Here is a 25,861-nt window from a genome sequence, read left to right on the forward strand (position 1 = left end):
CCACCGATGTGGCAGAAGATAGCATTGTCACCCTTATTCTTACCGATAGCGCCGGCAACACCCTTGAGGTGACGGGCGTGACTGTTGATGCCAATGGCGATTACAGCATTGATGGCGTAGATATTTCAAGCCTGGTGGATGGTGACATTACCGTTGATGCATCAGCAGAAGATAGGAATGGAAATACCGTTGTAGCTGATGCCATCGACAATCTGGATGCCACTGCGCCGACATTAGATATTACTATTGCCGACGCAAGTTTAGAGTTTGGCGAGAGCACTCTCGTTACATTTACATTTAGCGAAAAAGTCACAAACTTTAACCTAACTGACGATGTCATTGTTAGCGGAGGCACATTAAGTGGACTTGTGAGTAACGATGGCGGTGAAACTTGGACTGCTACATTTACGCCAACTGATGGTTACAGTGGTTCAGCGAGCATCACTGTTAATGATGATACCTATACCGATTTATCAGGAAATCTCGGTTCAGGAGATAGTGAATCACTTACTATTGCTGACAACACTGTTGATGCTGTTGATGATGTTGTAGGTACTATATTCTCTACTGCTGCAGACTCAGCTAACAATTGGATTAGCCCAGTAAACGCAGATGGTGAGGCTGACTTTGTAATTAGCGCAAGAAATGCTGATGGTACTACGGGTGTTCTAACTTACAACGAAGGAACAAATCAACTTGGTGTTGATGGCTCTCCAAGAGCCTCAGGACAAATTGCAGATCAAATTGAGTACGATTCTGCTACTGGCACTTCAGAAGCCATTGTCATCGACTTTAATGGCTTAGTTAATGAAGCTACATTTACCGTATCTAAAATGTTTGCTGACGAAAATAGTGGCGAGCAAGGTACTTGGTATGCTTATTACAATGGTCAACTCGTCGCCTCCGAGACATTTACAACAACAGAGGGCACTACCGGTACCTTTACTATCAATACCGGAAACATAGTCTTTGATCAGTTAGTTTTTGAAGCCGCGCCTACAATCAGTGAAGAAAATGGTGGTTCTCCATTGGCTGACTCTTCTGATTATTATCTTGATTCCGTCACGGTTACAGGTCCAGCGCTAGTTGATGCATTTGTGGTTCAAGAAGATCAAACTTTAACTATTACCGATATTGCTGAAGGTTTATTAGCTAATGATACCGATGCGCAAGGTCATAGTTTCAATATCAGTCATATCAATGGAACAACATTCACACCAGGACAAGCGGTCACATTAACCAGTGGCGCAATCGTCACAATTAATGCTAACGGTACTTATACTTATGACGTAAATGGTGCTTTTGACTCCTTAACTGCAGGTGAATTGGATACAGATACTTTCACTTACACTATTACAGACCAATATGGTGCTGTAGATACTGCTACTGTCACTATAAATATTGTTGGTGTCAATAATGCGCCAGAGCCTGTTACTGACAATTTTGCCATAATTGAAAATGAGCTTTTAACATTCACAACCGACGATCTGATTAACAATGATAACGATGCTGAAAATGATACTTTGACCGTCAGTGGTTTTGCTCCTGATGCATCAGATACAAGTATGATTGATGCAAACGAGGGTGGCGCCTCATTCACAACCGCATTAGGCGGCACTATCACCATCAATGCAGATGGCACTTATAGCTACCAAGCGCCTAGCTTAGTTCATAACACCGGTGATGTAATCGTTGATACGTTCTACTATCAAGTCACTGATGGTACAGGCAATTCAAGCTGGACAGCCATCACTATTGATGTAACAGATACTGCGCCAACCGCTGTAGACGATCTAGATAGTATTGGTTTTGGTGGAACTGCTTATGGCAATGTAATAACAGGAGCTGGAACTGATGGTTCTGGCGTCGATACTATCGGAGCTGATGCTACTACGGTTAAGAGCGTGTCATTTGATAATACTACCTACTCCAATTTTGATGCTGATGGCAATCTTACAATCGTGACCGACAAGGGTATTTTGATTGTCAATCAGGACGGCAGTTATACCTATGAGTCGACTCAAACAGATACTATTGCAGAAAGTTTTGATTACAACGACCTACTCAATAGTAACGGTATTTCATTAAGTGGCATCAATGATGTTAACAGCCTAGATTTAACCAATTTAGACGCACCTGGTACAAATATTGGTAGCAATGGAAGTCGTTTGGGCGTTGGTGGTAATGTAATCAATAACTCAGAAGCTATGATTATTGATTTAGGTACTGACGACAACTTTACTGAAGCGACGATTGGATTGAATGGGGTCAATGGTTCTGACGTAGCGACTTGGACAGCCTATGCTGCGGATGGTACTACCGTGGTGGCAACAGGAAGCACGACTAACAATAGTATCAACATTATTAGTAATACAGCATTCCAGTATATTGTCTTAACCGCTGGCAATGGCAGTTATGGCTTAAACAGCTTAACTGCGACATCTGTCGGAGATGGCGTATTAAGTTCAGAAGACTTTAACTACATTCTTGAAGATATTGATGGAGACACTTCTGAAGCGACATTAACCGTCAACCAGGATTCAACGCCTATAGCTGACACTGACAGTCAAACTGTGTCAGAAGCTGGACTGGTTGAAGGCACAGAGGAAGGCAGTAATTCCCATATTGCTACGGGTAACTTATTAGATAATGACTCAGGAGTTAGTGCTTCAACCTTAATCACATCTATAGATGGTCAAAGTGCGACTAACGGTATCATAACTATTAATACCGCCAATGGCACGTTAACCGTTTATACCGAAGATGGTGCTGGTATACGTGCAGGTGACTACCAGTACGAACTCACGAACACTAATAACACAAGTACTGATTTACTCGAAAGCTTTAACTATATTATCGAAAATAGCAGTGGTGATTCGAGTAATGCTAACCTTGATATAACCATCGTTGATGATATGCCAATTGCCAATGATGTGACTCAAAATCTACAAACGATATCAGCACCTATAGCAACCAATTTAACCTTCGTACTCGATGTGTCTGGCAGTATGGATGGCAATGCAGGTAATGGTAAAACTTACCTTGAAACAGCCGTAGAATCGTTAACTGCACTGATTAATGAAGTAGATAAAACCGGTAACGTAAATATACAAATCATCACATATTCAAGTGGTACGGCTAATTCAGGTTGGTTACTCGATGATATTGATGGTGCGATTAATTACTTAAACAGTTTAGTCGCAGGTGGTGGTACTAACTATGCAGCTGCAATTAATACTGTAATGAATAGCGGGGATATACCCACTGGCTCAGATCAAGATTTTGTCTACTTTATTTCTGATGGCGTACCAACTGGTGGTCAATCAGTAGACGCAGATTTACAAAGTGAATGGCAAACTTACGTTCAAGATAATTATGATATTTCTTTTGGTATCGGTATCGGAAATGCTGTCTTAGATGCCTTACTGCCGATTTCTTTCCCAGAAGTTGACGAGAATGAAGAATACGCCATTGTCGTAGACGACGCAGATGACCTTACCAGTACCATTTTAAACTACTTCGACAATAGTACGATTGTAGGTGATTTGGGGCTGCTTGCAGGCAATAGTACAACTGGTGTATTAATTGGTGCTGATGGTGGCCGTGTTGATACTGTCATAATAGACGGTGTGACATATACCTATGACCCAGCAAATCCTGAGCAAATATTAACGACAGACTTTGGTGGAACATTTACCATTAACTTTGAAACGGGTGAGTACAACTATTTCATTGAAGTTAACAAGAACATTATTAACGAACAGGAAACGATAGAAGTTCAAGTTGTTGATAATGACGGTGATACTGGGTCATTATCATTAATAATCGAACTTGATTACTATGCGGGTCTTGATGCCAACGTTAATAACATCATTACTAATCAAGCTGATGGCTCAACACTCAATATTGATGCTGCTTACTTAACTCACGGTGATGCGACACCTGATTCAGCAGCGATTACCTCTGTTGACGGTGGCGCGACTTTAGCTAACGGCGTTGTAACGCTTGATAACGCTAATGATGGTGATTCGTTCAACTACACCCTTGAAGGTAATGGTGCGTCAGATAGTGCTGAAGTCACTGTTGACTACCAAACATCTACCACGCTTACTGGTACTCATGAAAACGATATAATTATAGGTAAGTCTACTCAGAGTGGAACGCAAGCAATTGTTAATGCTACAGTAAAATCAGGTAACACCTATAATGCGACCAACCAATTTGGCTTTGAAGTTGCGGCGCTTGCAGCAGGCTTATCTGTCACTCAAATTCAAATTGATTTACGAGCTGGGACAGATGGCAATGCTACCTTCGATATTAGTGACACGACAATAGCTGTAGGTAGTGACTCTGTTGGTATTACAGATTCTGCAAGTGACATTTTTGCAGCGATGACATCTGACAATTCAGTATTAACCATGAACTTTACTGATGGTGACTTTAGCTCTGGAGACTCTTTCTGGTTTGCCTTTGACACAGATAGTCTAGGTAATGATGTCGGTAGCGACTTAGCGGCACAATTTGTCACCTTCACCATAACCCTAAGCGATGGAAGCAGCCAAACTGCAACCTATGTTGATGATGGGCAAAGTGGATCTTCAGGTCAGGTCTATTTTTCTGACAGTGTTCTAGATGGCGGTGCTGGTGATGACGTCTTAATTGCTGGCGATGGTAATGATTTACTCATTGGCGGTGAAGGTGATGACCTATTAATCGGTGGTTTAGGAGATGATTTACTCATCGGTGGCGACGGTAACGATACCTATACCTGGTTAGCAAGTGAAATGGGTAATGACGTTATAGAAGGCTTTGATATCAATTCTGATACGTTAGATTTGAGTGATTTATTGCAAGGTGAAAATACCGATAACCTCTCTGATTTCTTAAGTCTTTCATTTGCAGACGGTAATACCACTATTTCAATAGATGCAGACAACGATAATGTTGTGGATCAAGTCATTGTATTGAATGGGGTTGATTTATCTGATGCTAATAATTATTCCACAACCGATGACGGCGTAATAATTAACGGTCTGCTTGATGATGGTGCGCTCATTGTCGACACCGAACCAGCCGTCTCAGCCCAGAGTTCAGCTTTTGACCCGTTAGATAACACCCCAGATGGTAATATTATTCCTTAAATACAACACTTTGTTGACGCTACGTAGTAATATGTAAGCGTCAATCAAAGAGATTGTTAATAATTATAAATATGAAGGATCTATATTAGGTGCCAGCAACTGCATCAAACAATCAAGAACAGTGGACGATTTCAGCGTCTCAACGTACCACTGTGGATCCATTACTTGATTGTTTAGTCTTAATGACAGAACATTTTGGTTCTCCATGCTCAAGTGATTCACTTGCGGCAGGCTTACCATTGACCAGTTCCGTCATCACACCAGAGTTGCTGCCACAAGCTGCAGCTCGAGGCGGTTTGTCAGCAAAATTAACCCGCAAAGATCTAAATCAAATCTCTAATATCTTGATGCCATGCATTCTGTTATTAAAGGATAAAAAAGCCTGTATTTTACGCAGCATTGATATTGATGCCGATAAAGCGGTTATTCAGTTACCTGAAACGGGTGGACAAGAATCGTTAACAATAGAAGAGTTAGAAACGCTCTATGTTGGCTACCTATTTTTAGTGAAGCAAGAATTTCGCGGTGATAATAGTTTTGATGTACATATCCATGACAATAAAACTCATTGGTTACTGCAAAGTATTAAAGATTCAGCACCTATTTATCGCGATGCTTTAATTGCTTCTGTATTGGTCAATTTATTTGCATTGGTTTCACCGCTATTTATCATGAATGTCTATGATAAAGTTGTACCTAATTTAGCCTTTGAATCGCTATGGGTTTTAGCTATTGGTGCAAGTATTGCCTATTTATTCGACCTAATTTTGCGTCAATTACGTAGCTATCTAATTGATGTTGCAGGCAAGAAAGTCGATATAATCGTCTCATCGAAACTCTTTGCTAAAGCTATTGGTATCCCATTATCTAAGCGTTCGCCCAGTGTCGGTGGCATGGCTCGACAACTGAGTGAATTTGATAGTATTCGAGAAATATTAACGTCTGCGACTATCACAACACTAGTCGACCTCCCTTTTGCGCTCTTATTCGTCACAATTATCTATATTGTCGCGGGTGACTTAGCAATTATTCCTATTATTGCTGGCATCATCATCATCGGATTTACCCTTTATATCCAACCACGCTTAAAAGCCGCCATCGAAGAAAGCAATCGTTTTTCTAGCCTTAAACATGGCCATCTCATTGAAAGCCTTACCGCACTAGAGTCAATTAAAGCCAATGGTGCTGAAGGGTTAGTTCAAAAGAGTTGGCAACAAATGATCGGTCATACCGCTAACTGGCAACTAAAGTCGAAAAAGCTCTCAAATGCAGTCAGTAATGTGGCGAATTTTGTGGTGCAGTTCACCGTGGTTTGCGTGGTGATTTTAGGTGTATATCGCGTTGCAGAAAATGAAATTTCGATGGGTGGGATTATCGCTGCGGTAATGCTTTCTAGCCGTGCAATATCGCCGATGGCGCAACTTGCTGGTCTCATTACTCGCGGAAACCAAACAGCCAGCTCACTTCGCCAACTTGATGAAGTGATGAACCAAGAAGAAGAATTTGAGAATAAAGGCCACTTAGTCAGCAAACAACGTCTACACGGTAAAATTGATGCTGATAACGTCGCCTTTAGTTTCCCTGAAGCTGAAAAGCCAGTTCTGCACCCACTATCAATACACATTAAACCAGGTGAACGAGTTGCCATCATTGGTAGAAATGGTTCAGGTAAAAGTACCTTAGCAAAGCTATTAGTGAGTTTATACAAGCCAACACAAGGTAGCCTTCGCTATGACGGCTTAGACACTGGGCAAATACACCCTAGTGATTTACGTAAGAACTTTGGCTACTTGCCACAAGATGTGACTCTGTTTCATGGCTCGATCAAAGATAATATTCTTTTTGGTACTCGCCAAGTAACTGAACACCAATTAATTAGAGCTGTGCAGTTATCAGGTGTGAGTATGTTCACCAATCTTGAAGCTGAAGGATTGGATCAACAAGTGGGTGAAGGTGGTTTAGCATTAAGCCGCGGGCAGCGACAAACGGTCGCATTAGCCAGAGCAACGCTAAATGATCCACCTATATTACTAATGGATGAGCCTACTGCCAGCCTGGATGCTCGCGCTGAAAAACAATTTATTCGCTCGATGGAGCATGTAAGTAAAGATAGAACGCTATTACTCATAACCCATAAAATGCACTTATTACGTTTAGTTGACCGTATTATTGTTTTGGATAAAGGTCATGTTGTTGCTGACGGACCTAAAGATAGTGTCCTTGAAAAGATCAATAATGGGTTATTGGCGGGAGGGCGAACTTAATGTCGAACAAGCTCTCAAGCCATGACTTAGAAATGGTAGATGATGTTTATGGCGCCATTATGACCGATGCACCTAGCGGCCATCGGTTAATCATCTGGTCTCTTACTGCGATGACGATCTGTTTTTTCATCTGGGCTTATTTCTCTGAACTTGATCAAGTCACCTCTGGCATGGGCAAAGTCATCCCATCTTCTCAAGTACAACTTATTGATAGTTTAGATGGCGGTGTACTCCAAGAAATTTATATACAAGAAGGCATGATTGTCACTAAAGGTCAGCCTTTAGTTAAAATTGATGATATTCGCTTTCGTTCTGATTTTGCTCAACAAGAACAAGAAGTCTATAGCCTACAAACCAATGTCATACGCTTGCGATCTGAATTAGACAGTATCGTGATTTCAGATATGACTTCAAACTGGCGTGAGCAGGTAAAAATAACCAAACAACCTTTGATTTTCCCTGATGAAATCATCGAAGGTGAACCTAACTTAGTCAAGAACCAACAAGCAGAATACTCAGGCCGTTTAGACAACCTCAGTAACCAATTAGAAATATTAGTGCGACAAATACAACAGCGACAACAAGAAACAGAAGAGCTGTCATCAAAAATTACGACACTAACTAAAAGCTACCAACTGATTTCACGTGAACTCGAATTGACCAAGCCATTAGCGCAAAAAGGTATTGTACCTGAAGTCGAACTATTAAAATTAGAACGCACGGTAAACGACATTCAAGGCGAGCTAAAGACGTTACGATTACTGCGACCTAAATTAAAAGCGACCATGGATGAAGCGATCCTCAAGCGCCGTGAAGCCGTATTTGTTTATGCGGCAGATTTACGCGCTCAACTTAATGAGATGCAAACAAAATTATCACGTATGAACCAAGCTCAAATCGGTGCATTCGATAAAATTAGTAAATCGATAATAACATCACCAGTAAACGGTACGATAAAAACTCTACATATGAATACCTTAGGCGGAGTCGTCCAGCCAGGTGAAGAAATCATTGAAATTGTTCCTTCAGAAGATAAATTGCTAATTGAAACTAAAATCACCCCACAGGATATCGCATTTTTGCACCCTGGCCTGCCCGCTATAGTTAAAGTAACTGCTTATGATTTCACGCGTTATGGCGGCCTAAAGGGCACAGTTGAACATATCAGTGCCGATACCAGTCAAGATGAAGAAGGCAACAGTTTTTACACAATTAGAGTAAGAACTGCTGAGTCAAATTTAATAAAAAATGATGGCACAAAGATGCCAATTATTCCGGGAATGCTCACGTCAGTAGATGTCATCACCGGGAAAAGAACTATCCTTGAGTATATATTGAACCCGATTTTACGGGCAAAAGAGACAGCACTTAGAGAGAATTAGCCAAAAAGCCGGGAGGGTTTTTTACATGAGAATCAACATTAACCAATGCAAAAGCTTAAACATAATAGCATTGGCAATGTCAGCAATATTTGTCGCACCCATGCTTAACGCTCAGTCGTTAGAGCAGGCTGTTGCACATACTTTGGATACCAATCCAGAGCTTAGAATAGCGTTTAATCGCTTCAAAGCTCGCGAAGAGCAAGTCAATCAAGCCATTGCTGGTTATATGCCAACTGTAGATTTAACAGGGGCCTATGGATGGGAACAAACTGATAGTCCTTCAACGCGTCGTAAAAGACAACCAGGTAATGAAAACCTAGATGAAGGCGTCATGGAGCTTGAACGAGGAGAAGCTGGTTTTAGTATCAAACAAATGCTGTTTGATGGTTTCTATACCAGTAGTGAAGTCGATCGCTACTCATTCGAAGCAAGCTCAGAGCAGTGGGCTTTATTCGCTGCTGCAGAAGATATTGCACTTGAAGTCAGCAAAGTTTATATGAACTTCATAAAAGCAGAACAACTATTAGTTCTGTCTGAAAAAAATCTGAAAAGTCATCAAGATATTTATGCGCAAATTAAAGAACGCACTGACTCTGGTCTTGGTTCAATTGCAGACTTATCTCAGATCTCAGGTCGTTTAGCGCGAGCCAATGCCAATGTAATAGCAGCTAGAAATAACTTATCTGATGCTAAAGCTCAGTATATTCGCATTGTAGAAACAACACCTGACAATTTAGTGACTCCAGTACCTGATATGGACTTACTGCCGCAGAATGTCGCAGAAAGTGTTGTTATGGCACAAGATAATCACCCTATTCTTAAATCTGCTAGTAGCGATATTAAAGCAGCAGATAGAGAGCGTAGTTCGGCACAATCTAACTATTACCCTAAATTCTCATTAGAGCTAAATGGTAATTGGAATAACGATGTCGATGGTGAGGATGGTTATGGTACTGGCACTACATTAGATCCTTACGTCAATGGTTACAGTAATGACCTTGTCGGTATGGTTAGAGTTAAGTACAACTTATTTTCGGGCGGTAAAGATTTAGCTCGAGAAAAGGAAGCCGCTTACAAAATTAACGAAGCAAAAGAAATCCGCCAGCGTGCACATCGCCAAGTTGTCGAAGGTGTGCATTTGTCTTGGAATGCTTATGAGATGCTTGCACCCCAAAAGCAATATATTCGAGACCATGTTATCGCTTCAAAAGATACCCAAGTCGCTTACGCGCAGCAGTTTAACTTAGGTCAACGCAGCTTATTAGATCTGCTTGATACTGAAAATGAGTTGTTTCAAGCCCGTAAAGACTACTTACAAACTGAATTCGATGAAACCATTGCTAAATACCGTTTATTGAATGCTACAGGGAGATTACTTGATTCATTAAGAGTTACTCGCCCGGATATTTGGCAAGGGGAACGTGAATATGAAGGGGGAGTAAAATAATGAAATATGTACTTTTACTGCTCACAATATCACTGACTTTTGGTTGCTCGATGCGCGATATCGTTTCAATGGACACACAAACTCAGCAAGAGTTTGATCTTAATGACAATGACAGTGATGGCGTTATCATGGCAAGAGAACGCTGTGTAGAAACCGTCATCGGTGCTGACATAGATAATTATGGCTGTCCTACTGTCAGTGATATTAACGAACGACAAGAACTGCAAATTCTATTTGATAATGACTCTGCTGATATTAATCCACGCTACTATCAGCAGATAGAAAAAGTAGCACAACTGATGAAAATGTACCCCAATAGCATCGTCGCTATAGAGGGACATTGCAGTAAAACTGGATCCTATGAGCATAACTTAGCATTATCACAAGCTCGGGCTGACAATGTGGTTAGTGTGCTTACAGAAACCTTTGGAATTGAAGCTTCACGCCTAAGTGCCACTGGTTACAGCTATGATAAACCTATTGTTCCCAGTGAAACCCCTGAGGCTAATGAAGCCAATAGAAGAGTCATGGCAGAAGTGACAGCTGATGATACAAAAACCGATATCAAGTGGCATATTTATAGCGTTGATCAATAAAACCTGTCACTAAAAGGAGCTCATTTTTGCAGGGTAAGGGTCGGAAATTCCTGGTCGGAGTAAAACATATCTACCGGTACCCTTTGTTGGCATCGGTATTTATCGTATCAGGTCTTTTTGCAGCAGCCCCTGCACAAATTGATGCTCAAAAAACCATTAGCGCCTTATCGAATCAATATGGTGAACGCGCAGGTAAACGAGCTAAAGCTTGGTTTAAAATCGTTAATGATGCTCAACAACTTGATGATATTACCAAGCTTGAAAAAGTGAACGGCTTTTTTAATTTATTTAAGTTTGTCGATGATAGCGTACTTTGGGGAGAGTCTAATTACTGGGCTTCACCAATGGAGTTTATCGGCGTTAGCGCTGGCGATTGCGAAGATTTTTCTATCGCAAAGTACTTCACCCTATTACAAGTGGGCATTCCTGAAGAAAAGCTCAGGATAACAATGGTTAAAGCGACCTCAGTTAATCAGTATCATATGGTGTTGGCATACTATGAAACACCAGGTTCTGTGCCTTTAGTATTGGATAACCTTGATCCAGTGATTAAGCCTGCAACTAAAAGAAGCGATTTATTACCTGTTTATAGTTTTAATGGTAAACAGTTATGGCTCAATAAAGAGAAAGGCAGAGGTGTACTCGCGGGTTCCTCCTCACGTCTTGAAAAATGGAATGATTTACAACTTAGGTTGGGTATCGACAGATTGCGTCAACCCAAGCAAAAAATGGAGTAGTGGCCAAGATGACCCTTTTTCGTCAAATCTATGCGTTGCTTTTTGGTTTATTTTTACTCGTCGTAACCAGCTTAGGTTATGTACAGTTTACTGAAACTCAAAGTTTTCTCATCAAGCAAATGGAATCAGACTTAAACAATGCCAGTCACTCGCTAGGCATTATGCTAGTTCCCGCTCTAGAGAATGGTGATGATGTCGCAGCTGAAACTTTAGTCAACGTGATATTTGAGGGGGGTTACTACCAGCAAATTAAACTCACATGGCTCGTCGATGGTAAGCAACAAGCATGGAACAATGCCATTCGAATTGAAGGTGTGCCTCAATGGTTCATCGATTTAAACCTATTTAACACTATCACTAAAGAAAGTGTTATCACTTCAGGCTGGTTACAACTGGCTAAAATTGAAATAACCGCTCACCCAGGGTTTGGCTACCATGAACTTTGGCGCATTATTTCAAATACCATCATTATATTTTCAATTCTTTTTTTACTCGCCATAGTGTGTGCGCGTTTTGGCCTGAGTTATATATTAAAACCACTCAATTCACTGTCTAAACATGCTCAACAAATTGCTAATCGTCAATTTGGCCCTGACATGCCAGCGCCTAAAACCAAAGAGTTAAAAGAACTTGTTAGCGCATTTAACAGCATGTCAGCTCAACTTAAGCAGGTGTTTAATTCATTAGATGAAGAAGTATCGGCATTACGTAAGAAAAACCTCGTAGATCAAGTCTCTGGCCTTCCTAATCGACAATATATGGTCAGTCGAATCAATGGTTGGTTAGCAGAGCCTAGCAGTGGCGCTATTTTCCTCGCTAAATTTGACTGGTTAGAAGAAGTACACAGCAAGTACGGCTATCAAGTTCGTGATGAAACAATCAAACTACTGTCACAAAAACTCGAGCATTATTTGGATGAAGTCGCCCCTTCAGTGATTGCCAGAATTGCAGCGTATGAATTTGCATTCTTAATCTCAGATGTTGAACACGATCAACTGACTAAATATCTACAAACCTTACTTAGAACCTTAAACAAGGAAATTTCTAAAGCAGGCTGTAAACCAAATGAAGGTTTTGCGATAGGAGTCGCTGAGCGAAGTGGTCATATGACAGTGAGTGACATTTTAGCTCAAGCAGATAACGCACTACAAAAGTCACTTACCGACAATAAAGTCTTCCACTGGTTTGAAACCACTGAACATCAATTATTTAGCCGTGAACAATGGCGTGATAATTTAACTGATGCTATTCAGAACAAGAAATTTCAGTTTAGATGGCAGCCTGTATTACTTACCGAAAATGAAGAAGTTTGCCAACGAGAAGTATATTGCCAGCTTCAGGTGAACGATAAGCTTCAGCATGCAGGCCAATTTATGCCTTATGTTGAGCTGCTTTCATTAGGCACCTTATTAGATCAATGTTTAATCGAAACCGTCATTGAAAACCGATTGCTTGAGCGAAATTATGAACCGTTAGCCATTAACCTAACCTTCCAAAGTATCAGTGATCCTCATTTCCATTCTTGGTTGCAAAACCTCCTGCGAAATAGCCACTTCCCGGAACGGATATGCTTTGAAATACCTGAAGCCAGTGTCTATAGTGATTTAGAAAACTGCGAAAGCCTCTGCAATATTATTAGAGATAATGGAGCTAAATTTGGTATTGACCACTTCGGTCGCCAATTTGGTTCTATGAGCTATTTACAAAGCTTAAGACCAAGTTATGTGAAACTCGATCAATCCTTCGCTTACATGGAAGACGATCAGCACAATACTGAACTATGTCGCGCCCTTGCCAATGTCGCTAAGGGGTTAGACATCCAAGTGATTGTCACCGGTATTCAACAACAAACGCAGTTGGATCGTTTTGCATCAATGCGTCTAGATGCCTACCAAGGCTTTATCGCGCCGCCTATCGCAATTACATTTTAACGCGAGAGAATTTAAAGCAAGAGAATAAAAGAAAACCACGCAATTGCGTGGTTTTTTATGGATAAAGAATTTATAGATGAAGAACCCATGCGACAAAGCAATACTTCAGCTCATCCTATGAAATAAAACCAAGTTAACCTTAAGAAACCCAGCAACAAACATTAAATTTCAGACACAAAAAAGCCACTCATTGAGTGGCTTTTTTGTTTATGTGGTCGGTGATAGAGGATTCGAACCTCTGACCCTCTCGTCCCAAACGAGATGCGCTACCGGGCTGCGCTAATCACCGAAAATCTGCTCTGATATTTGAGTCTTAAGAGGAAATCCTCTGCTCCACTCTGAAAGAGTGAGTGAAACGTTATCAAATGACGTTATTCACTGGATGTAACTTTTTATACGGTAGGCCAATTTGATAGGATCAAAATAAATCACTAATTGGATTACTAAAATTTGGTCGGTGATAGAGGATTCGAACCTCTGACCCTCTCGTCCCAAACGAGATGCGCTACCGGGCTGCGCTAATCACCGAGATATTCTATAAATAGAATGTAGATTGAATGGGGTGACTGATGGGGCTCGAACCCACGACAACCGGAATCACAATCCGGGGCTCTACCAACTGAGCTACAATCACCACTGATTTCAATCTTGCTAACGAACGTTACCGAATGGTGCGCCCAGAAGGATTCGAACCTTCGGCCTTACCCTCCGGAGGGGTACGCTCTATCCAGCTGAGCTATGGGCGCTCGCCTTGGTTAGCGACGCACATAATAGGGATAAATCACCTTCACGTCCACCTTTGTTTATAACTTTTTTGTTCGTTTGCTCAAGTTTTGAGTAAATTGTGATGTTTTTAAGCATTTTTCATTTTAAACTCTTGATAGTTCCCTTTATCGAGGAACTTTCATATACTCAAAGATGGTTATATTTCTCAAAAGGATTGAGGGAGCATCATGGAAAAGGGAAGACTCCCTTCTAATAGTTGTAAAAATATCGAGCACCTTCAAAGAAGGGTATCGAGGCTTAGGCGCTTAGCAACAAAGTATAAACGCGCTGAAATCATTCAAAATGCCTTATTAGAGATTTCTAACATTGCGACCCATGTGGTTTCACTTGATGCTTTTTATCAAGGTGTCCACAATCATCTGCAAAGTTTAATTCCTGCTGATAATTTTTTTATTGCTTCAATAGATCGTGAAACAGGTAACATCACTTTACCTTTTTTTGCCGATGAAAAAGACTCCCACCCTTCTGAACTGTATCCTGACGAAGAATTATCTTCTTTATTAGAGCGTGGGATCACCGGTTATGTCTTAAAAACAGGTGAGCCACTCTTTTGTGATGCCCAGCGATTTGATCAGCTGGTGTCACAAGGTTTCATTGATGACCTCGGCTCTGCTTGTTTGCAGTGGCTTGGGGTACCAATCAAACATAATAATATTGTCTCAGGTGTACTCGTAGTTCAAAGTTACAGTAACGATATTAGTTACGGCGAACTTGAGCTCGAATTGATGGGATTTATTTGTCACCATATTTCTGGGGTGATGGAACGCTTGCGCCATAACGAAGAGCTTGAAATCGCCATTGTTCAGCGCACCAAAGAACTGAGCAAAGCATACGATAAAGTGAAGCTTGAAGTTCAAGAAAGAATGAAAGCAGAAAAGTTACAAAAGTCGTTATTCCAAATAGCCGATCTTTCAGCATCAGATGTCAGTGAAGCTGACTTTTACCCCAAAATCCATCAAGTCATTAGCCAATTACTTCCGGCAGAGAACTGCTTTATCTCACTCGTGCATAAAGCCTCACAAACCTTGTCTTTTCCTTTTTATGTCTCGCAAATGAGTAGTGAGCCGCCAAAGCCTAGGGCGATGCAAGATGGTTTAACCGAATTTATTTTAAAACACAAACAACCCAAACTTCTTAGCCAGCAAGATATTCAAGACATGGTCCATGCGGGTGAGATCTATGGCACCAATCCAGCGCTAAACCATACTCAAACCATGAAACAATGGATTGGTATTCCATTATTTATCCATGGCGAGGTTGCTGGCGGCTTAACTATTTATAGCCTGACAGATCAGAACTCTTATGCTGCAAGAGATTTAGAACTGCTGACATTTGTCTCTCAACATATTGCCAATGCCATTGAACGTAAATTTGCTGTTGAACAATTAAAACGTAGCCATGAATTATTAGAAGATAAAGTAGAAAAACGCACCAAGGCCATCGCTGAAATGAATGACAATTTACAACGTCAAATCATGCAGCGAAAAAAAATGGAAGCGCAACTGGTATACGATGCTAAACACGATAACTTAACTGGTTTACCTAATCGTAGCTTCTTTATGGAACGATTAACTCAAGCCATCAAACATATTCGCCGGCACCCAAAAGAACAGTTTGCCTTACTCTTTATTGATTTAGATGGGTTTAAGCAAATCAATGACACTCTAGGCCATTTAGAAGGCGACAGGTTCTTAATCGAAACCTCTACGCGCCTTAAGTTATGTATTCGCGAAAACGATACCTTAGCGCGCCTCGGTGGCGATGAATTTGTCATTCTATTAGATTCAATTCACCAGCATAAAGATGCTGAAGATGTCTGCGAGCGAATATTAGAGACCATTTCAGAACCATACACTTTAGCGCAGCAGCAAGTGATTTCAGGTGCCAGTATTGGGGTTGCATTCAGTTGTGTGGCTTCATCAGATACTAGCGAATCTATCTTAAGAAATGCAGATACGGCAATGTATCAAGCAAAATCAAAAGGCAAAGGTTGTTACGTGATATTTGATAGACAAACTGAATATCATTTCAATCAACGCATTGAATTAGAGCAAGATTTTTTAAATGCCATAGAACAAAATGACATTGTGGTTGAATTAACCCCTGTGGTGTCTTTTGATGACAAAGAGATCATAGCTTATGAGCCTATTAGTTATTGGCAGCATCCTTCTCAAGGCTTAATCGATAACGAGCAACTCACTTCACTTGCTAACCAAACTCAAACCATGACGATGTTAGATGATTATATTTTTAAGTATATCGATGAACATTATCAGGCTCTCGCCAATGGTCTAGGTGACAAAATACAGATACATATGCCGCTTTCAAGTCAGCATATTAAGCATAAATATGGACTGCGTAGCTTACGGAATACCATCAAGCGCAGCAAAATTTGTGCATCTAAACTGTGGGTGTTTTTTAACGAGAAAGCCTTTGTTCAAGACAGCACCAACCATATTAGCGCCTTCGAATCACTATCAGAACTTGGTATCAATATTGGCATTAATGGCTACGGCACCGGATATAGCTCATTAAGTAGTTTGAGCTTCTTACCAATTAAAGCCCTAAAACTCGATGCCGATATCAGCCAACACTTAGTCAATGATAAGCAATTGCAGCTAGCAAAAGCCTACCAGCTGATTGCAACAACATTGGGCTTTAAGATTTTTGCAGAAGGTGTAGACACTCAAAAGCAAAAGCAGATATTAGAAGAGTTAGGTTACATTCAAGGTCAAGGACAGGTATTTTCACTGGTAAACTTAGTGTTAACTCAACATACCGAAGAGGTCGATATCGCTGAGTTAACCCAAGCTTAATGCATTGCGTTGCTTGCTAAGCTGATTGAGCCAAGACTCATTCTTGACCAATAGCACAACCTATAGCCCATAACCCATAACCCATAACCCATAAGGCGAGTATTGAAGAGGTATTGCTATTTTTTAAACATATCTCGAATATTAGCAATATTGGTTTTAGCCGATTGCGCTTTTTCTTGCTCAGTTTGTTTTGGCTTACGGTTTTCCCAAATCAAATCATCTTGCGGTAATTCCAGCAAAAATCGGCTGGGTTCGCAACGCATGGTTTCACCAAACTGGCGACGTTCGCGGCACATAGTAAACCATAACTCTTTTTGTGCACGTGTAATGCCCACATAAGCTAAACGGCGCTCTTCATCAACATTATCCTCATCAATGCTCGACTGATGCGGTAAAATACGCTCTTCAGTACCCACCATAAACACATATGGGTACTCCAAGCCTTTTGAAGCATGCAGTGTCATCAATTGAACTTGATCGCCACCTTCATCTTCTTGATTGCGCTCCATCATGTCACGTAAAGTAAGGCGCGTTACCACTTCTGGTAATGTCATCGGCTCATCTAATTCATCACCTTCCAGCATTTCAGTCACCCAACGGTATAACTCTGAAATATTTTTCATCCGCATTTCAGCCGCTTTGGCACTGGTACTGGTTTCATATAGGTAATCTTCGTAATTTATCTTACGAATAAGCTGTTTAATTGCATCTACAGGTTCGCCGCGAGTGGCAATTTCACCGGTATCAACAATAAACTTACCGAACTGATACAGGGAGGCCATTGCCGCTGGCGCTAAATGATGATTCAGCTCTGCCTGAAAAATCGCTTCAAACATCGAGATATGTTTTTGATTGGCGTAATTACCAAGACGCTCAAGCGTTGCTGGGCCAATACCACGCTTAGGCAAATTCACCACACGTAAAAATGCATTGTCATCATCAGGGTTCACTACTAAACGTAAGTAAGCCATGATGTCTTTAATTTCTGCGCGGGCGAAAAACGACGTACCACCAGATAACTTGTAAGGGATCCGGTTGGTCATTAAGGCGCGCTCTAACAGCCTTGATTGATGGTTACCTCGATACAAGATCGCATAATCACCAAATTTAGTTTTGCCCATAAACTTATGACGAACTATCTCAGCGATAACACGTTCGGCTTCTTGCTCTTCATTGGCGGCAAACAGCACTCTGAGCGGCTCACCGTAAGCGAGTTCACTGAACAGTTTTTTATCGTAAACATGGGGGTTGTTTGCAATCAGGATATTCGCTGCACGCAAAATTCGTTGGCTAGAGCGGTAATTTTGCTCTAACTTGATTAAGCGTAATTGCGGGAAGTCTTTGCCCAATAACACCAAGTTTTGTGGTTTAGCACCACGCCACGAATAAATGGATTGGTCATCATCACCTACAACGGTAAAACGAGCTCGTTCACCCACTAATAGCTTCACCAATTCATATTGGCTGGTATTGGTATCTTGGTATTCATCCACCAGCAAGTACTGAAAACGAGTTTGCCAGCGAGTACGCACTTCTTCATTGTTACGTAATAATAATGTCGGCAGCAAAATAAGATCATCAAAATCTAGCGCATTGTAGGCTTTCATGTGCTGAGCGTAGCGTTGATATAATTTAGCAAATAATTGCGTTTGTTCATCACCGCCACGTTTAAGCGCTTGATCAGGAATGACTAAGTCGCCTTTCCAATTAGAAATGGCACTGGCGAGGGCTTTAATGAGATCTTTATCTTCTTCAAGCTCATCTTCAGTAAGCTCTTTAAGCAGTGCAAAGGTATCTTGATCATCAAACAGCGAAAAGCCTGCTTTTAAACCGACCACTTTATGCTCACGCTTGATGATCTCTAACCCCAGCGTATGGAATGTAGAGATCCATAATCCACGAGCTTCTTTGCGTCCCATCGATTGTGAAACACGCTCTTTCATTTCACGCGCAGCTTTATTGGTAAAAGTCACAGCGGCAATATTGCGCGCCTTGTAGCCACACTTTTCGACTAAGTATTCAATTTTGTTAATAATTACCCGAGTTTTACCACTGCCTGCCCCAGCTAATACTAAACAAGGTCCAGAAACATAGTGAACGGCATCATTTTGCCCAGGATTTAACTTCATGCTGTCGACTTTACCAATAACGAAAATAAACGGAGTGCGATCATACCAGAAAGCAGCGATCGACAATGATTAAATTCAACGATATCACTATTCGGTTAACCCTTAAGACAATTCGATCGAAAGCGGCATAGCAAGCGTATTGATTATCAAGCTCTCCCCTGCAATGTTAGAACCATCACACAAGCTGAGCGATAACTTTGGACATGCAGACGGGCTCAGGTACAATCAACTCATAAACAAGAAACCTAATTGAAGATGGTATTGACGATGATTAATCCAAAAAAACTTGAAGAAGTTGCTAAGCAGCTGAGTGATAACCTTCCTAGTGGTGTAAAGCAATTTGCAGGCGAATTCGAAGAGCGTTCAAAGCAAGTTTTACAAAGCCAACTAATGAAATTAGATGTCGTTTCTCGTGAAGAGTTTGAAGTTCAGCAGCACGTGTTACTAAAAACCCGTGAAAAACTCGAAGCATTACAAGCTCAAGTTGAAGAATTAGAAAAAAAGCTTTCAGCTGACGCATAATTCCAGCAGATAGTTGATTCAATTAACGATAAAACAAAAATGGCATCCTAGGATGCCATTTTTTTATGCTCACTTAGCGAAGTTAATCTCTAATTAAGTGCTAATTAAGTGCTAATTAAGCACTTCATCTAATGCGCGCAAACATAAAGCGACGTTTTCGCGGCGGGCTGCATATCCCATCAAACCGATACGCCAAGCTTTACCAGCCAGAGCACCCAATCCAGCACCGATTTCAAGATTATAATTTTCCAGTAACTGCTTTCTCACTAACGCATCATCTGCGCCCTGTGGAATGTATACTGCGTTCAGCTGTGGTAAACGACACGACTCATCAACAACAAAGTTCAATCCTAATTGTTCAAGGCCACTGCGTAATAATTGGTGCATATCAGCATGACGCTGCCAGGCATTTTCTAAGCCTTCAGTGGCGAGTAATCGTAATGACTCATGCAATGCATATAGTGCATTCACTGGTGCAGTATGGTGGTAGCTTCGTTTAGCACCGCTGTCTTTATTACCCCAATAGCCCATCACTAAAGTTTGATCTAAAAACCAACTTTGCACAGGCGTAGTTCGACTTTTGATTTTCGCGACGGCTTTATCAGAAAATGACACAGGTGAAATACCTGGTACACATGAAAGACACTTCTGACTACCAGAATATATGGCGTCAATGCCCCATTCATCAACACGTAGCTCAACACCACCAAGCGAGGTCACAGCATCAACGATTGAAATACAATCATGTTGCTGCGCTAAAGCACATAAGCTTTTAGCGTCAGATAATGCGCCGGTTGAGGTTTCAGCATGCACAAATGCGAGAAACTTAGCATCAGGGTTCGCTTTCAGCGCTGCTTCTACGGCCTCGACAGAAACGGGTTCGCCCCACTCGTTATCGACGACAACAGCAGTGGCACCCACACGTTCAACGTTTTGGCGCATACGCTCGCCAAAGACACCATTGCGACAAACAATGACTTTTTCGCCAGCTTCAACCAAGTTAACAAAACACGTTTCCATTCCCGCGCTGCCAGGTGCAGACACGGCTAAGGTCATTTCGTTTTCAGTTTGAAAGGCGTATTGAATAAGGGACTTTAACTCATCCATCATTGCGACAAATAATGGGTCTAAATGACCGATGGTGGGCTTAGCTTGTGCAGCAAGTACTTCTGGATATACGTCAGAAGGGCCAGGCCCCATTAGCGTGCGACGTGGTGGATTAAAAGCATTAATACTTGGTGCAGAAATTGTTGGTACAGATAACATCAAAGTCTCCTTGGCTCGAGGTCAATTTGTAATAGCTCAATGAAACCTACATTTTTAATTTTATTTAACGCCACCGAATATTATCTCGTTTGTGACTATTGCCTCTTTGGGCTGAAATGACAATAACACACAGATAGGCCAAAAGGCGCTATCCACATGAAATTTATTAGCTAAAAAGCCTTTTTAGTACTTATCTCACCCCAAATAAAAATAGCTTCCCGAAGAAGCTATTCTGATGAATCAAGATGATGAAAAGATGAGACTAATGCTGACCTGAGCTTAAAAAGAGCTGATAAGCAGGGCTATGAGTTTCTTCTTGATAAACAAAACCTAAATCAGTCAAAAACTGGGCGAATGCCGCCTCATCTGAAGCGGGTACTTCAAACCCCGCCAATACACGACCAAATGCTGCGCCATGATTACGGTAATGGAATAAGCTGATATTCCATTGGCTTTGAAGCGTGGTTAAAAACTTAAGTAACGCCCCTGGGTGCTCTGGAAACTCAAAGCTAAACAAGCGCTCATCTAACGGCTCTGGTGGGCGACCACCGACCATATAGCGCACATGAAGCTTAGCGGTTTCATCTTCAGATAAATCCTGAACCTGAAAACCTTCAGCTTCTAAGTTGGTAATAATCTCATCTAACTCAGCTTGGCCTTGGCTAATGCGAATACCTGCAAACACCACTGCGCTGTCACGACTATTAAAACGATAGTTAAACTCTGTCATTGCCCGTCTATTGAGAATTTGGCAAAAACGTAAAAAGCTGCCCGGTTTTTCAGGCACTTTTACTGCTAACACGGCTTCTTTTTGTTCGCCCAACTCACAGCGCTCAGACACATAACGTAAACTATGAAAATTGACATTGGCGCCACTTAATATCGCCGCAACCTTTTCACCTTTGCCCGCTTCTTTTGGATGCTGCTGTATGTATTTTTTAAGTCCAGCAACAGACAATGCACCTGCGGGTTCTGATATAGCGCGGGTATCTTCAAAAATATCTTTAACCGCTGCGCAGATTTCATCTGATGTTACCGTTATGACCTCATCGACATAATCTTTCGCGACTCTGAAAGGTTCCTCACCAATGCGTTTTACAGCTACGCCATCAGCAAATAAGCCAACTTGCGATAGTGTCACAGGCTCGCCAGCTTCCATGGCCGCTTTTAAACAAGCGGCATCTTCAGGTTCAACACCGACAATTTTAACTTGAGGCATCACCGCTTTGTAATAAGCTGCAATACCTGCAATTAATCCACCACCACCTACCGGTACAAATATGGTATCAAGGTCGCGTTGTTGCTGCAGCATTTCTTGGGCAATTGTGCCTTGACCTGCTATCACAGCTTCGTCATCAAACGGGGCTATATATGTGCGATTTTCCGTTTCGGCTAATTGCTTAGCATGCTCGTTTGCTTGATCAAACGCTTCACCAAATAACACCACATTGCCACCGAGTCTTTTTACGGCATCGATTTTAATTTCAGGGGTCGTACCAGGCATAACAATGACTGCATCAATGCCTCTACTGGCTGCTGACATTGCCACACCTTGAGCATGGTTACCCGCAGAAGCGCACACCACACCGTCTTTACATTGCTGCGGCGTTAGCTGTGACATACGGTTATATGCACCACGCAATTTAAACGAATGCACTGGTTGCATATCTTCACGCTTAAGATAAACCTGACTACCTAAGCGAGCCGATAATTTATTTAAACTCGACAGCGGCGTGACTTTCGCTACGTCGTAAACTGATGACAGCAGCGTTTTTTGCAAATACTCTTGTGCTAAAGACATAGGCTTAATTCCATCAGTGTTGGTTATATTTCAAATGCACACATTCTTAATATCTTTACCTAAGAACATAGGGTTTAGGATAATAAGAATGTGCTGATAATAAGCTTAATCTATTCGCTTAGCCTTCTAACTTACTGCGGTCGCGAATCGCGCCTTTATCGGCACTGGTTGCCAATAAAGCATACGCTTTAAGTGCTAATGACACGTAACGCTCACGGCTAACAGGTTTCCACGCTAATGGGCCTTTGGCATCCATTGCCGCTTTACGCTTAGCCAGCTCAGCATCCGAAACGGCTAATTTGATACTACGAGATGGAATATCAATCTCAATTTGATCGCCATTTTCAACTAACGCAATGGTGCCACCAGCCGCTGCTTCTGGTGAGATATGGCCAATTGATAATCCAGAAGTCCCACCTGAAAAACGACCATCGGTGATAAGTGCGCATGCTTTACCTAAACCACGGGATTTAAGATAAGTGGTTGGATACAACATTTCTTGCATTCCTGGGCCACCTTTAGGGCCTTCATAACGGATAACAACCACATCACCGGCAACCACTTCACCACCTAAAATGCCATCAACAGCATCGTCTTGGCTTTCGTATATTCTTGCACTACCCGTAAAGGTGAGGTTTTCTTCATCTACACCCGCAGTTTTAACGATACAGCCATTTTCAGCCACGTTACCCGATAACACCGCTAAGCCACCTTCTTGGCTAAAAGCGTTTTCACGAGTACGAATACAGCCTTCTTGACGATCATCATCTACGCTATCCCAGTAACAGTCTTGACTGAATGCCGTTTGGGTAGGGATACCTGCAGGACCTGCACTGTAAAAGCGTCTGACATCCGCATCTTGAGTTTGAGCAATATCATATTTGGCTAACACGGACTTTAAGTTTCCACCGTTATCAGCAGCAACATGCGGTACGTCGGTATGCAATAAACCGGCTCGGTCTAATTCACCTAAAATGCCCATCACACCACCAGCACGATGCACATCTTCCATGTGGTATTTCGGTGTTGAAGGAGCGACTTTACATAAATGCGGCACCAAGCGAGACATTCTATCAATGTCATCCATGGTGAAATCGACTTCACCTTCTTGCGCTGCAGCAATCAAATGTAAAACGGTATTAGATGAGCCACCCATAGCAATATCCAATGCCATCGCGTTTTCGAATGCCTTAAATGAAGCGATATTACGTGGCAAAACACTGTCATCGTCATCACGATAATAACGGGTCGCAAGATCCATAACGCGGCGACCGGCTTCTAAAAATAGGTTACGACGGGCTGCGTGTGTGGCAAGAAGAGAACCATTACCAGGCAAAGACAGACCTAATGCTTCAGTTAAACAGTTCATTGAGTTCGCAGTGAACATACCTGAACAAGAACCACATGTTGGACAAGCGCTTCGTTCAATTTGCTTGCTGTCTTCATCACTGACATTAGTATCTGCACCTGCCACCATTGCATCGACTAAATCGAGTTTAATGATTTGATCTGAAAGCTTAGTTTTACCCGCTTCCATTGGGCCACCTGACACAAAAACGACTGGAATATTCAGTCTTAACGCCGCCATCAACATGCCAGGAGTAATTTTGTCACAGTTAGAAATACACACTAATGCATCAGCACAATGCGCATTCACCATGTATTCAACACTGTCGGCAATCAGCTCGCGAGAAGGTAGGCTGTAAAGCATGCCGCCGTGACCCATAGCAATACCATCATCGACTGCAATGGTATTGAACTCTTTAGCAATACCACCCGCTTCTTCAATTGCGCCTGCAACCAATTGGCCCATATCTTTTAAATGCACATGCCCTGGAACAAATTGAGTAAACGAGTTTGAAATGGCAATAATTGGTTTACCAAAATCCTTTTCTTTTACACCAGTTGCACGCCATAACGCGCGTGCTCCTGCCATGTTGCGACCTTCGGTACTGGTTGCTGAGCGTAGTTTAGGCATTGTTTTTTCCTTCCTTTGTCATTCCATTATTTTCGATGGAATTGGTCAAATATGGTCATGTTTTGGTAGTTAATAGACTACTCACAGGATTTTTCATTATTATTTGTAGCCAGTTTTATACTGACTTTTTAAGCGGTTCTAGCCAGCCCCATTTATCTTCGGTTTCACCATTAAAGAGGCCAAAAAAACTGCTCTGAACTTGTTTGGTCACTGGGCCGCGTTTACCCGCACCCACTTCGATGCGATCAACACTTCTAACAGGGACAATTTCAGCTGCTGTGCCTGTCATAAAAATCTCGTCTGCAACGTACAAAAACTCACGTGCCATTGCTTCTTCAATCACTTCATAGCCTAGGTCTTTAGCTAACATCATGATGGTATCTCGGGTGATCCCTTTCAAAATTGCCGCTGTTGCTGGCGGGGTATAAATCTTATTGTTTTTAACCACAAATAAGTTAGCCCCTGCGCCTTCACTGACTAAACCGTTGGTATCAAGTGCAATACCTTCATCAAAGCCATTACGTTTTGCTTCGGTCGAAATTTGCAGTGAAGATAAATAATTTCCCCCCGCTTTAGCGCCTGTAGGAATCGTATTTGGCGCCAAGCGTTGCCATGAAGTGACCGCAACATCAACACCTGCATCCATGCTGTCTTCACCTAGGTATGCTCCCCATGCAAAAGCCGCTACGACCATATCACATTGGGCATCAATTGGCGGGGTGATCCCCATGCCTACATCCCCTAAAAATATTAACGGACGAATATACGCGCTCGGTAAGTTATTACTCATGACTGAGTCATTACAGGCTTGCATCACTTGATCAAAACTATAAGGCACATTCATCCGGTAAATTTTGGCTGAATCAAACAGACGCTGCACATGATCTGTTAACCGAAAACCCGCTGGGCCAAGGTGAGTATCATAAATACGAATACCTTCAAATACTGACGTGCCGTAATGCATTGCGTGAGTCATCACGTGTACTTTGGCGTTCTGCCAAGGCATGATTTCACCATTAAACCAAATGAGTTCTGATTGTGTCGCAGCCATAATGTTTTCCTTGT

14 protein-coding genes and 4 tRNA genes are annotated in these 25,861 nt (G+C 41.8%); 9 read left to right on the forward strand and 9 right to left on the reverse strand.

Going from position 1 to position 25,861, the window contains the following annotated elements; translation table 11 throughout:
* From L2737_RS22385 to L2737_RS16550, 7 genes are all read left to right on the forward strand, one after another.
* On the forward strand, positions 1 to 5,141 hold a 5,141-nt coding region (locus tag L2737_RS22385; protein WP_283108383.1), incomplete at its 5' end, for an Ig-like domain-containing protein.
* A gap of 89 nt (positions 5,142 to 5,230) precedes the next feature.
* Positions 5,231 to 7,405 carry a type I secretion system permease/ATPase gene (locus L2737_RS16525; RefSeq protein WP_102529543.1) on the forward strand — a complete coding sequence of 725 codons (2,175 nt, stop codon included), beginning with the start codon at positions 5,231 to 5,233 and terminating at the stop codon, positions 7,403 to 7,405.
* A complete protein-coding gene (locus L2737_RS16530; RefSeq protein ID WP_102529544.1) occupies positions 7,405 to 8,787 on the forward strand; it encodes an HlyD family type I secretion periplasmic adaptor subunit in 1,383 nt (460 codons plus the stop codon). Before L2737_RS16525 ends, L2737_RS16530 begins: the two co-directional genes overlap by 1 nt.
* A gap of 76 nt (positions 8,788 to 8,863) precedes the next feature.
* Positions 8,864 to 10,234 (forward strand): TolC family outer membrane protein, encoded by a 1,371-nt coding sequence (locus tag L2737_RS16535; protein ID WP_283108384.1) that lies wholly within the window; start codon positions 8,864 to 8,866, stop codon positions 10,232 to 10,234.
* The gene (locus L2737_RS16540; protein ID WP_248956449.1) at positions 10,234 to 10,830 is read left to right on the forward strand and encodes an OmpA family protein; all 597 of its coding nucleotides are present in this window, start codon (positions 10,234 to 10,236) and stop codon (positions 10,828 to 10,830) included. Before L2737_RS16535 ends, L2737_RS16540 begins: the two co-directional genes overlap by 1 nt.
* Positions 10,831 to 10,880: 50 nt before the next feature.
* Complete coding sequence (locus L2737_RS16545) at positions 10,881 to 11,567, forward strand: transglutaminase-like cysteine peptidase (protein WP_428848400.1); 687 nt, start codon at positions 10,881 to 10,883, stop codon at positions 11,565 to 11,567.
* Positions 11,568 to 11,575: 8 nt separating this feature from the next.
* A complete protein-coding gene (locus L2737_RS16550; RefSeq protein WP_229372634.1) occupies positions 11,576 to 13,498 on the forward strand; it encodes a bifunctional diguanylate cyclase/phosphodiesterase in 1,923 nt (640 codons plus the stop codon).
* Positions 13,499 to 13,710: 212 nt separating this feature from the next.
* Here the strand turns inward: L2737_RS16550 and L2737_RS16555 are convergent.
* From L2737_RS16555 to L2737_RS16570, 4 genes are all read right to left on the reverse strand, one after another.
* Positions 13,711 to 13,787 (reverse strand) — tRNA-Pro (locus L2737_RS16555).
* Positions 13,788 to 13,949: 162 nt separating this feature from the next.
* A tRNA-Pro gene (locus L2737_RS16560) sits at positions 13,950 to 14,026 on the reverse strand.
* A gap of 30 nt (positions 14,027 to 14,056) precedes the next feature.
* Positions 14,057 to 14,132: transfer RNA gene (locus L2737_RS16565), tRNA-His, on the reverse strand.
* Positions 14,133 to 14,167: 35 nt separating this feature from the next.
* A tRNA-Arg gene (locus L2737_RS16570) sits at positions 14,168 to 14,244 on the reverse strand.
* 207 nt (positions 14,245 to 14,451) lie between these two features.
* Here L2737_RS16570 and L2737_RS16575 point away from each other — a divergent pair.
* Positions 14,452 to 17,100: a sensor domain-containing phosphodiesterase gene (locus L2737_RS16575; protein ID WP_248956454.1), complete on the forward strand. Its 2,649-nt coding sequence runs from the start codon at positions 14,452 to 14,454 to the stop codon at positions 17,098 to 17,100.
* A 116-nt stretch (positions 17,101 to 17,216) separates the two neighbouring features.
* Here L2737_RS16575 and rep read toward each other — a convergent pair whose 3' ends face one another.
* The gene (gene rep, locus L2737_RS16580; RefSeq protein WP_229372201.1) at positions 17,217 to 19,229 is read right to left on the reverse strand and encodes a DNA helicase Rep; all 2,013 of its coding nucleotides are present in this window, start codon (positions 19,227 to 19,229) and stop codon (positions 17,217 to 17,219) included.
* Positions 19,230 to 19,496: 267 nt separating this feature from the next.
* Here rep and ubiK point away from each other — a divergent pair, with 267 nt between their 5' ends.
* Positions 19,497 to 19,751 carry a ubiquinone biosynthesis accessory factor UbiK gene (gene ubiK, locus L2737_RS16585; protein ID WP_102529550.1) on the forward strand — a complete coding sequence of 85 codons (255 nt, stop codon included), beginning with the start codon at positions 19,497 to 19,499 and terminating at the stop codon, positions 19,749 to 19,751.
* 111 nt (positions 19,752 to 19,862) lie between these two features.
* Here ubiK and L2737_RS16590 read toward each other — a convergent pair whose 3' ends face one another.
* The 4 genes from L2737_RS16590 to L2737_RS16605 all read right to left on the reverse strand — a co-directional run bounded on the left by L2737_RS16590 (position 19,863) and on the right by L2737_RS16605 (position 25,847).
* Positions 19,863 to 21,017 carry a pyridoxal-phosphate-dependent aminotransferase family protein gene (locus tag L2737_RS16590; RefSeq protein ID WP_102529551.1) on the reverse strand — a complete coding sequence of 385 codons (1,155 nt, stop codon included), beginning with the start codon at positions 21,015 to 21,017 and terminating at the stop codon, positions 19,863 to 19,865.
* Positions 21,018 to 21,279: 262 nt separating this feature from the next.
* Positions 21,280 to 22,818 (reverse strand): threonine ammonia-lyase, biosynthetic, encoded by a 1,539-nt coding sequence (ilvA, locus tag L2737_RS16595; RefSeq protein ID WP_248956456.1) that lies wholly within the window; start codon positions 22,816 to 22,818, stop codon positions 21,280 to 21,282.
* Positions 22,819 to 22,936: 118 nt separating this feature from the next.
* Positions 22,937 to 24,796 carry a dihydroxy-acid dehydratase gene (gene ilvD, locus L2737_RS16600; protein ID WP_102529553.1) on the reverse strand — a complete coding sequence of 620 codons (1,860 nt, stop codon included), beginning with the start codon at positions 24,794 to 24,796 and terminating at the stop codon, positions 22,937 to 22,939.
* Between the two features lie 115 nt (positions 24,797 to 24,911).
* Positions 24,912 to 25,847, reverse strand: a complete 936-nt coding sequence (locus L2737_RS16605; protein ID WP_248956457.1) for a branched-chain amino acid transaminase — start codon at positions 25,845 to 25,847, stop codon at positions 24,912 to 24,914.
* Between the last annotated feature and the right edge of the window lie 14 nt (positions 25,848 to 25,861).

Source organism: Shewanella electrodiphila (assembly GCF_023283985.1).
GTDB classification, from domain to species: Bacteria; Pseudomonadota; Gammaproteobacteria; order Enterobacterales; family Shewanellaceae; genus Shewanella; species Shewanella electrodiphila.

What these genes read in the sequence shown, in the direction of transcription:
- rep (WP_229372201.1), bottom strand. Translation starts at nt 19,229, where the DNA reads ATGAAGTTAAATCCTGGGCAAAATGATGCCGTTCACTATGTTTCTGGA.
- L2737_RS16605 (WP_248956457.1), bottom strand. Translation starts at nt 25,847, where the DNA reads ATGGCTGCGACACAATCAGAACTCATTTGGTTTAATGGTGAAATCATG.
- L2737_RS16540 (WP_248956449.1), top strand. Translation starts at nt 10,234, where the DNA reads ATGAAATATGTACTTTTACTGCTCACAATATCACTGACTTTTGGTTGC.
- L2737_RS16530 (WP_102529544.1), top strand. Translation starts at nt 7,405, where the DNA reads ATGTCGAACAAGCTCTCAAGCCATGACTTAGAAATGGTAGATGATGTT.
- L2737_RS16550 (WP_229372634.1), top strand. Translation starts at nt 11,576, where the DNA reads ATGACCCTTTTTCGTCAAATCTATGCGTTGCTTTTTGGTTTATTTTTA.
- ilvD (WP_102529553.1), bottom strand. Translation starts at nt 24,796, where the DNA reads ATGCCTAAACTACGCTCAGCAACCAGTACCGAAGGTCGCAACATGGCA.
- ubiK (WP_102529550.1), top strand. Translation starts at nt 19,497, where the DNA reads ATGATTAATCCAAAAAAACTTGAAGAAGTTGCTAAGCAGCTGAGTGAT.
- L2737_RS16590 (WP_102529551.1), bottom strand. Translation starts at nt 21,017, where the DNA reads ATGTTATCTGTACCAACAATTTCTGCACCAAGTATTAATGCTTTTAAT.
- L2737_RS16575 (WP_248956454.1), top strand. Translation starts at nt 14,452, where the DNA reads ATGGAAAAGGGAAGACTCCCTTCTAATAGTTGTAAAAATATCGAGCAC.
- ilvA (WP_248956456.1), bottom strand. Translation starts at nt 22,818, where the DNA reads ATGTCTTTAGCACAAGAGTATTTGCAAAAAACGCTGCTGTCATCAGTT.
- L2737_RS16535 (WP_283108384.1), top strand. Translation starts at nt 8,864, where the DNA reads ATGTCAGCAATATTTGTCGCACCCATGCTTAACGCTCAGTCGTTAGAG.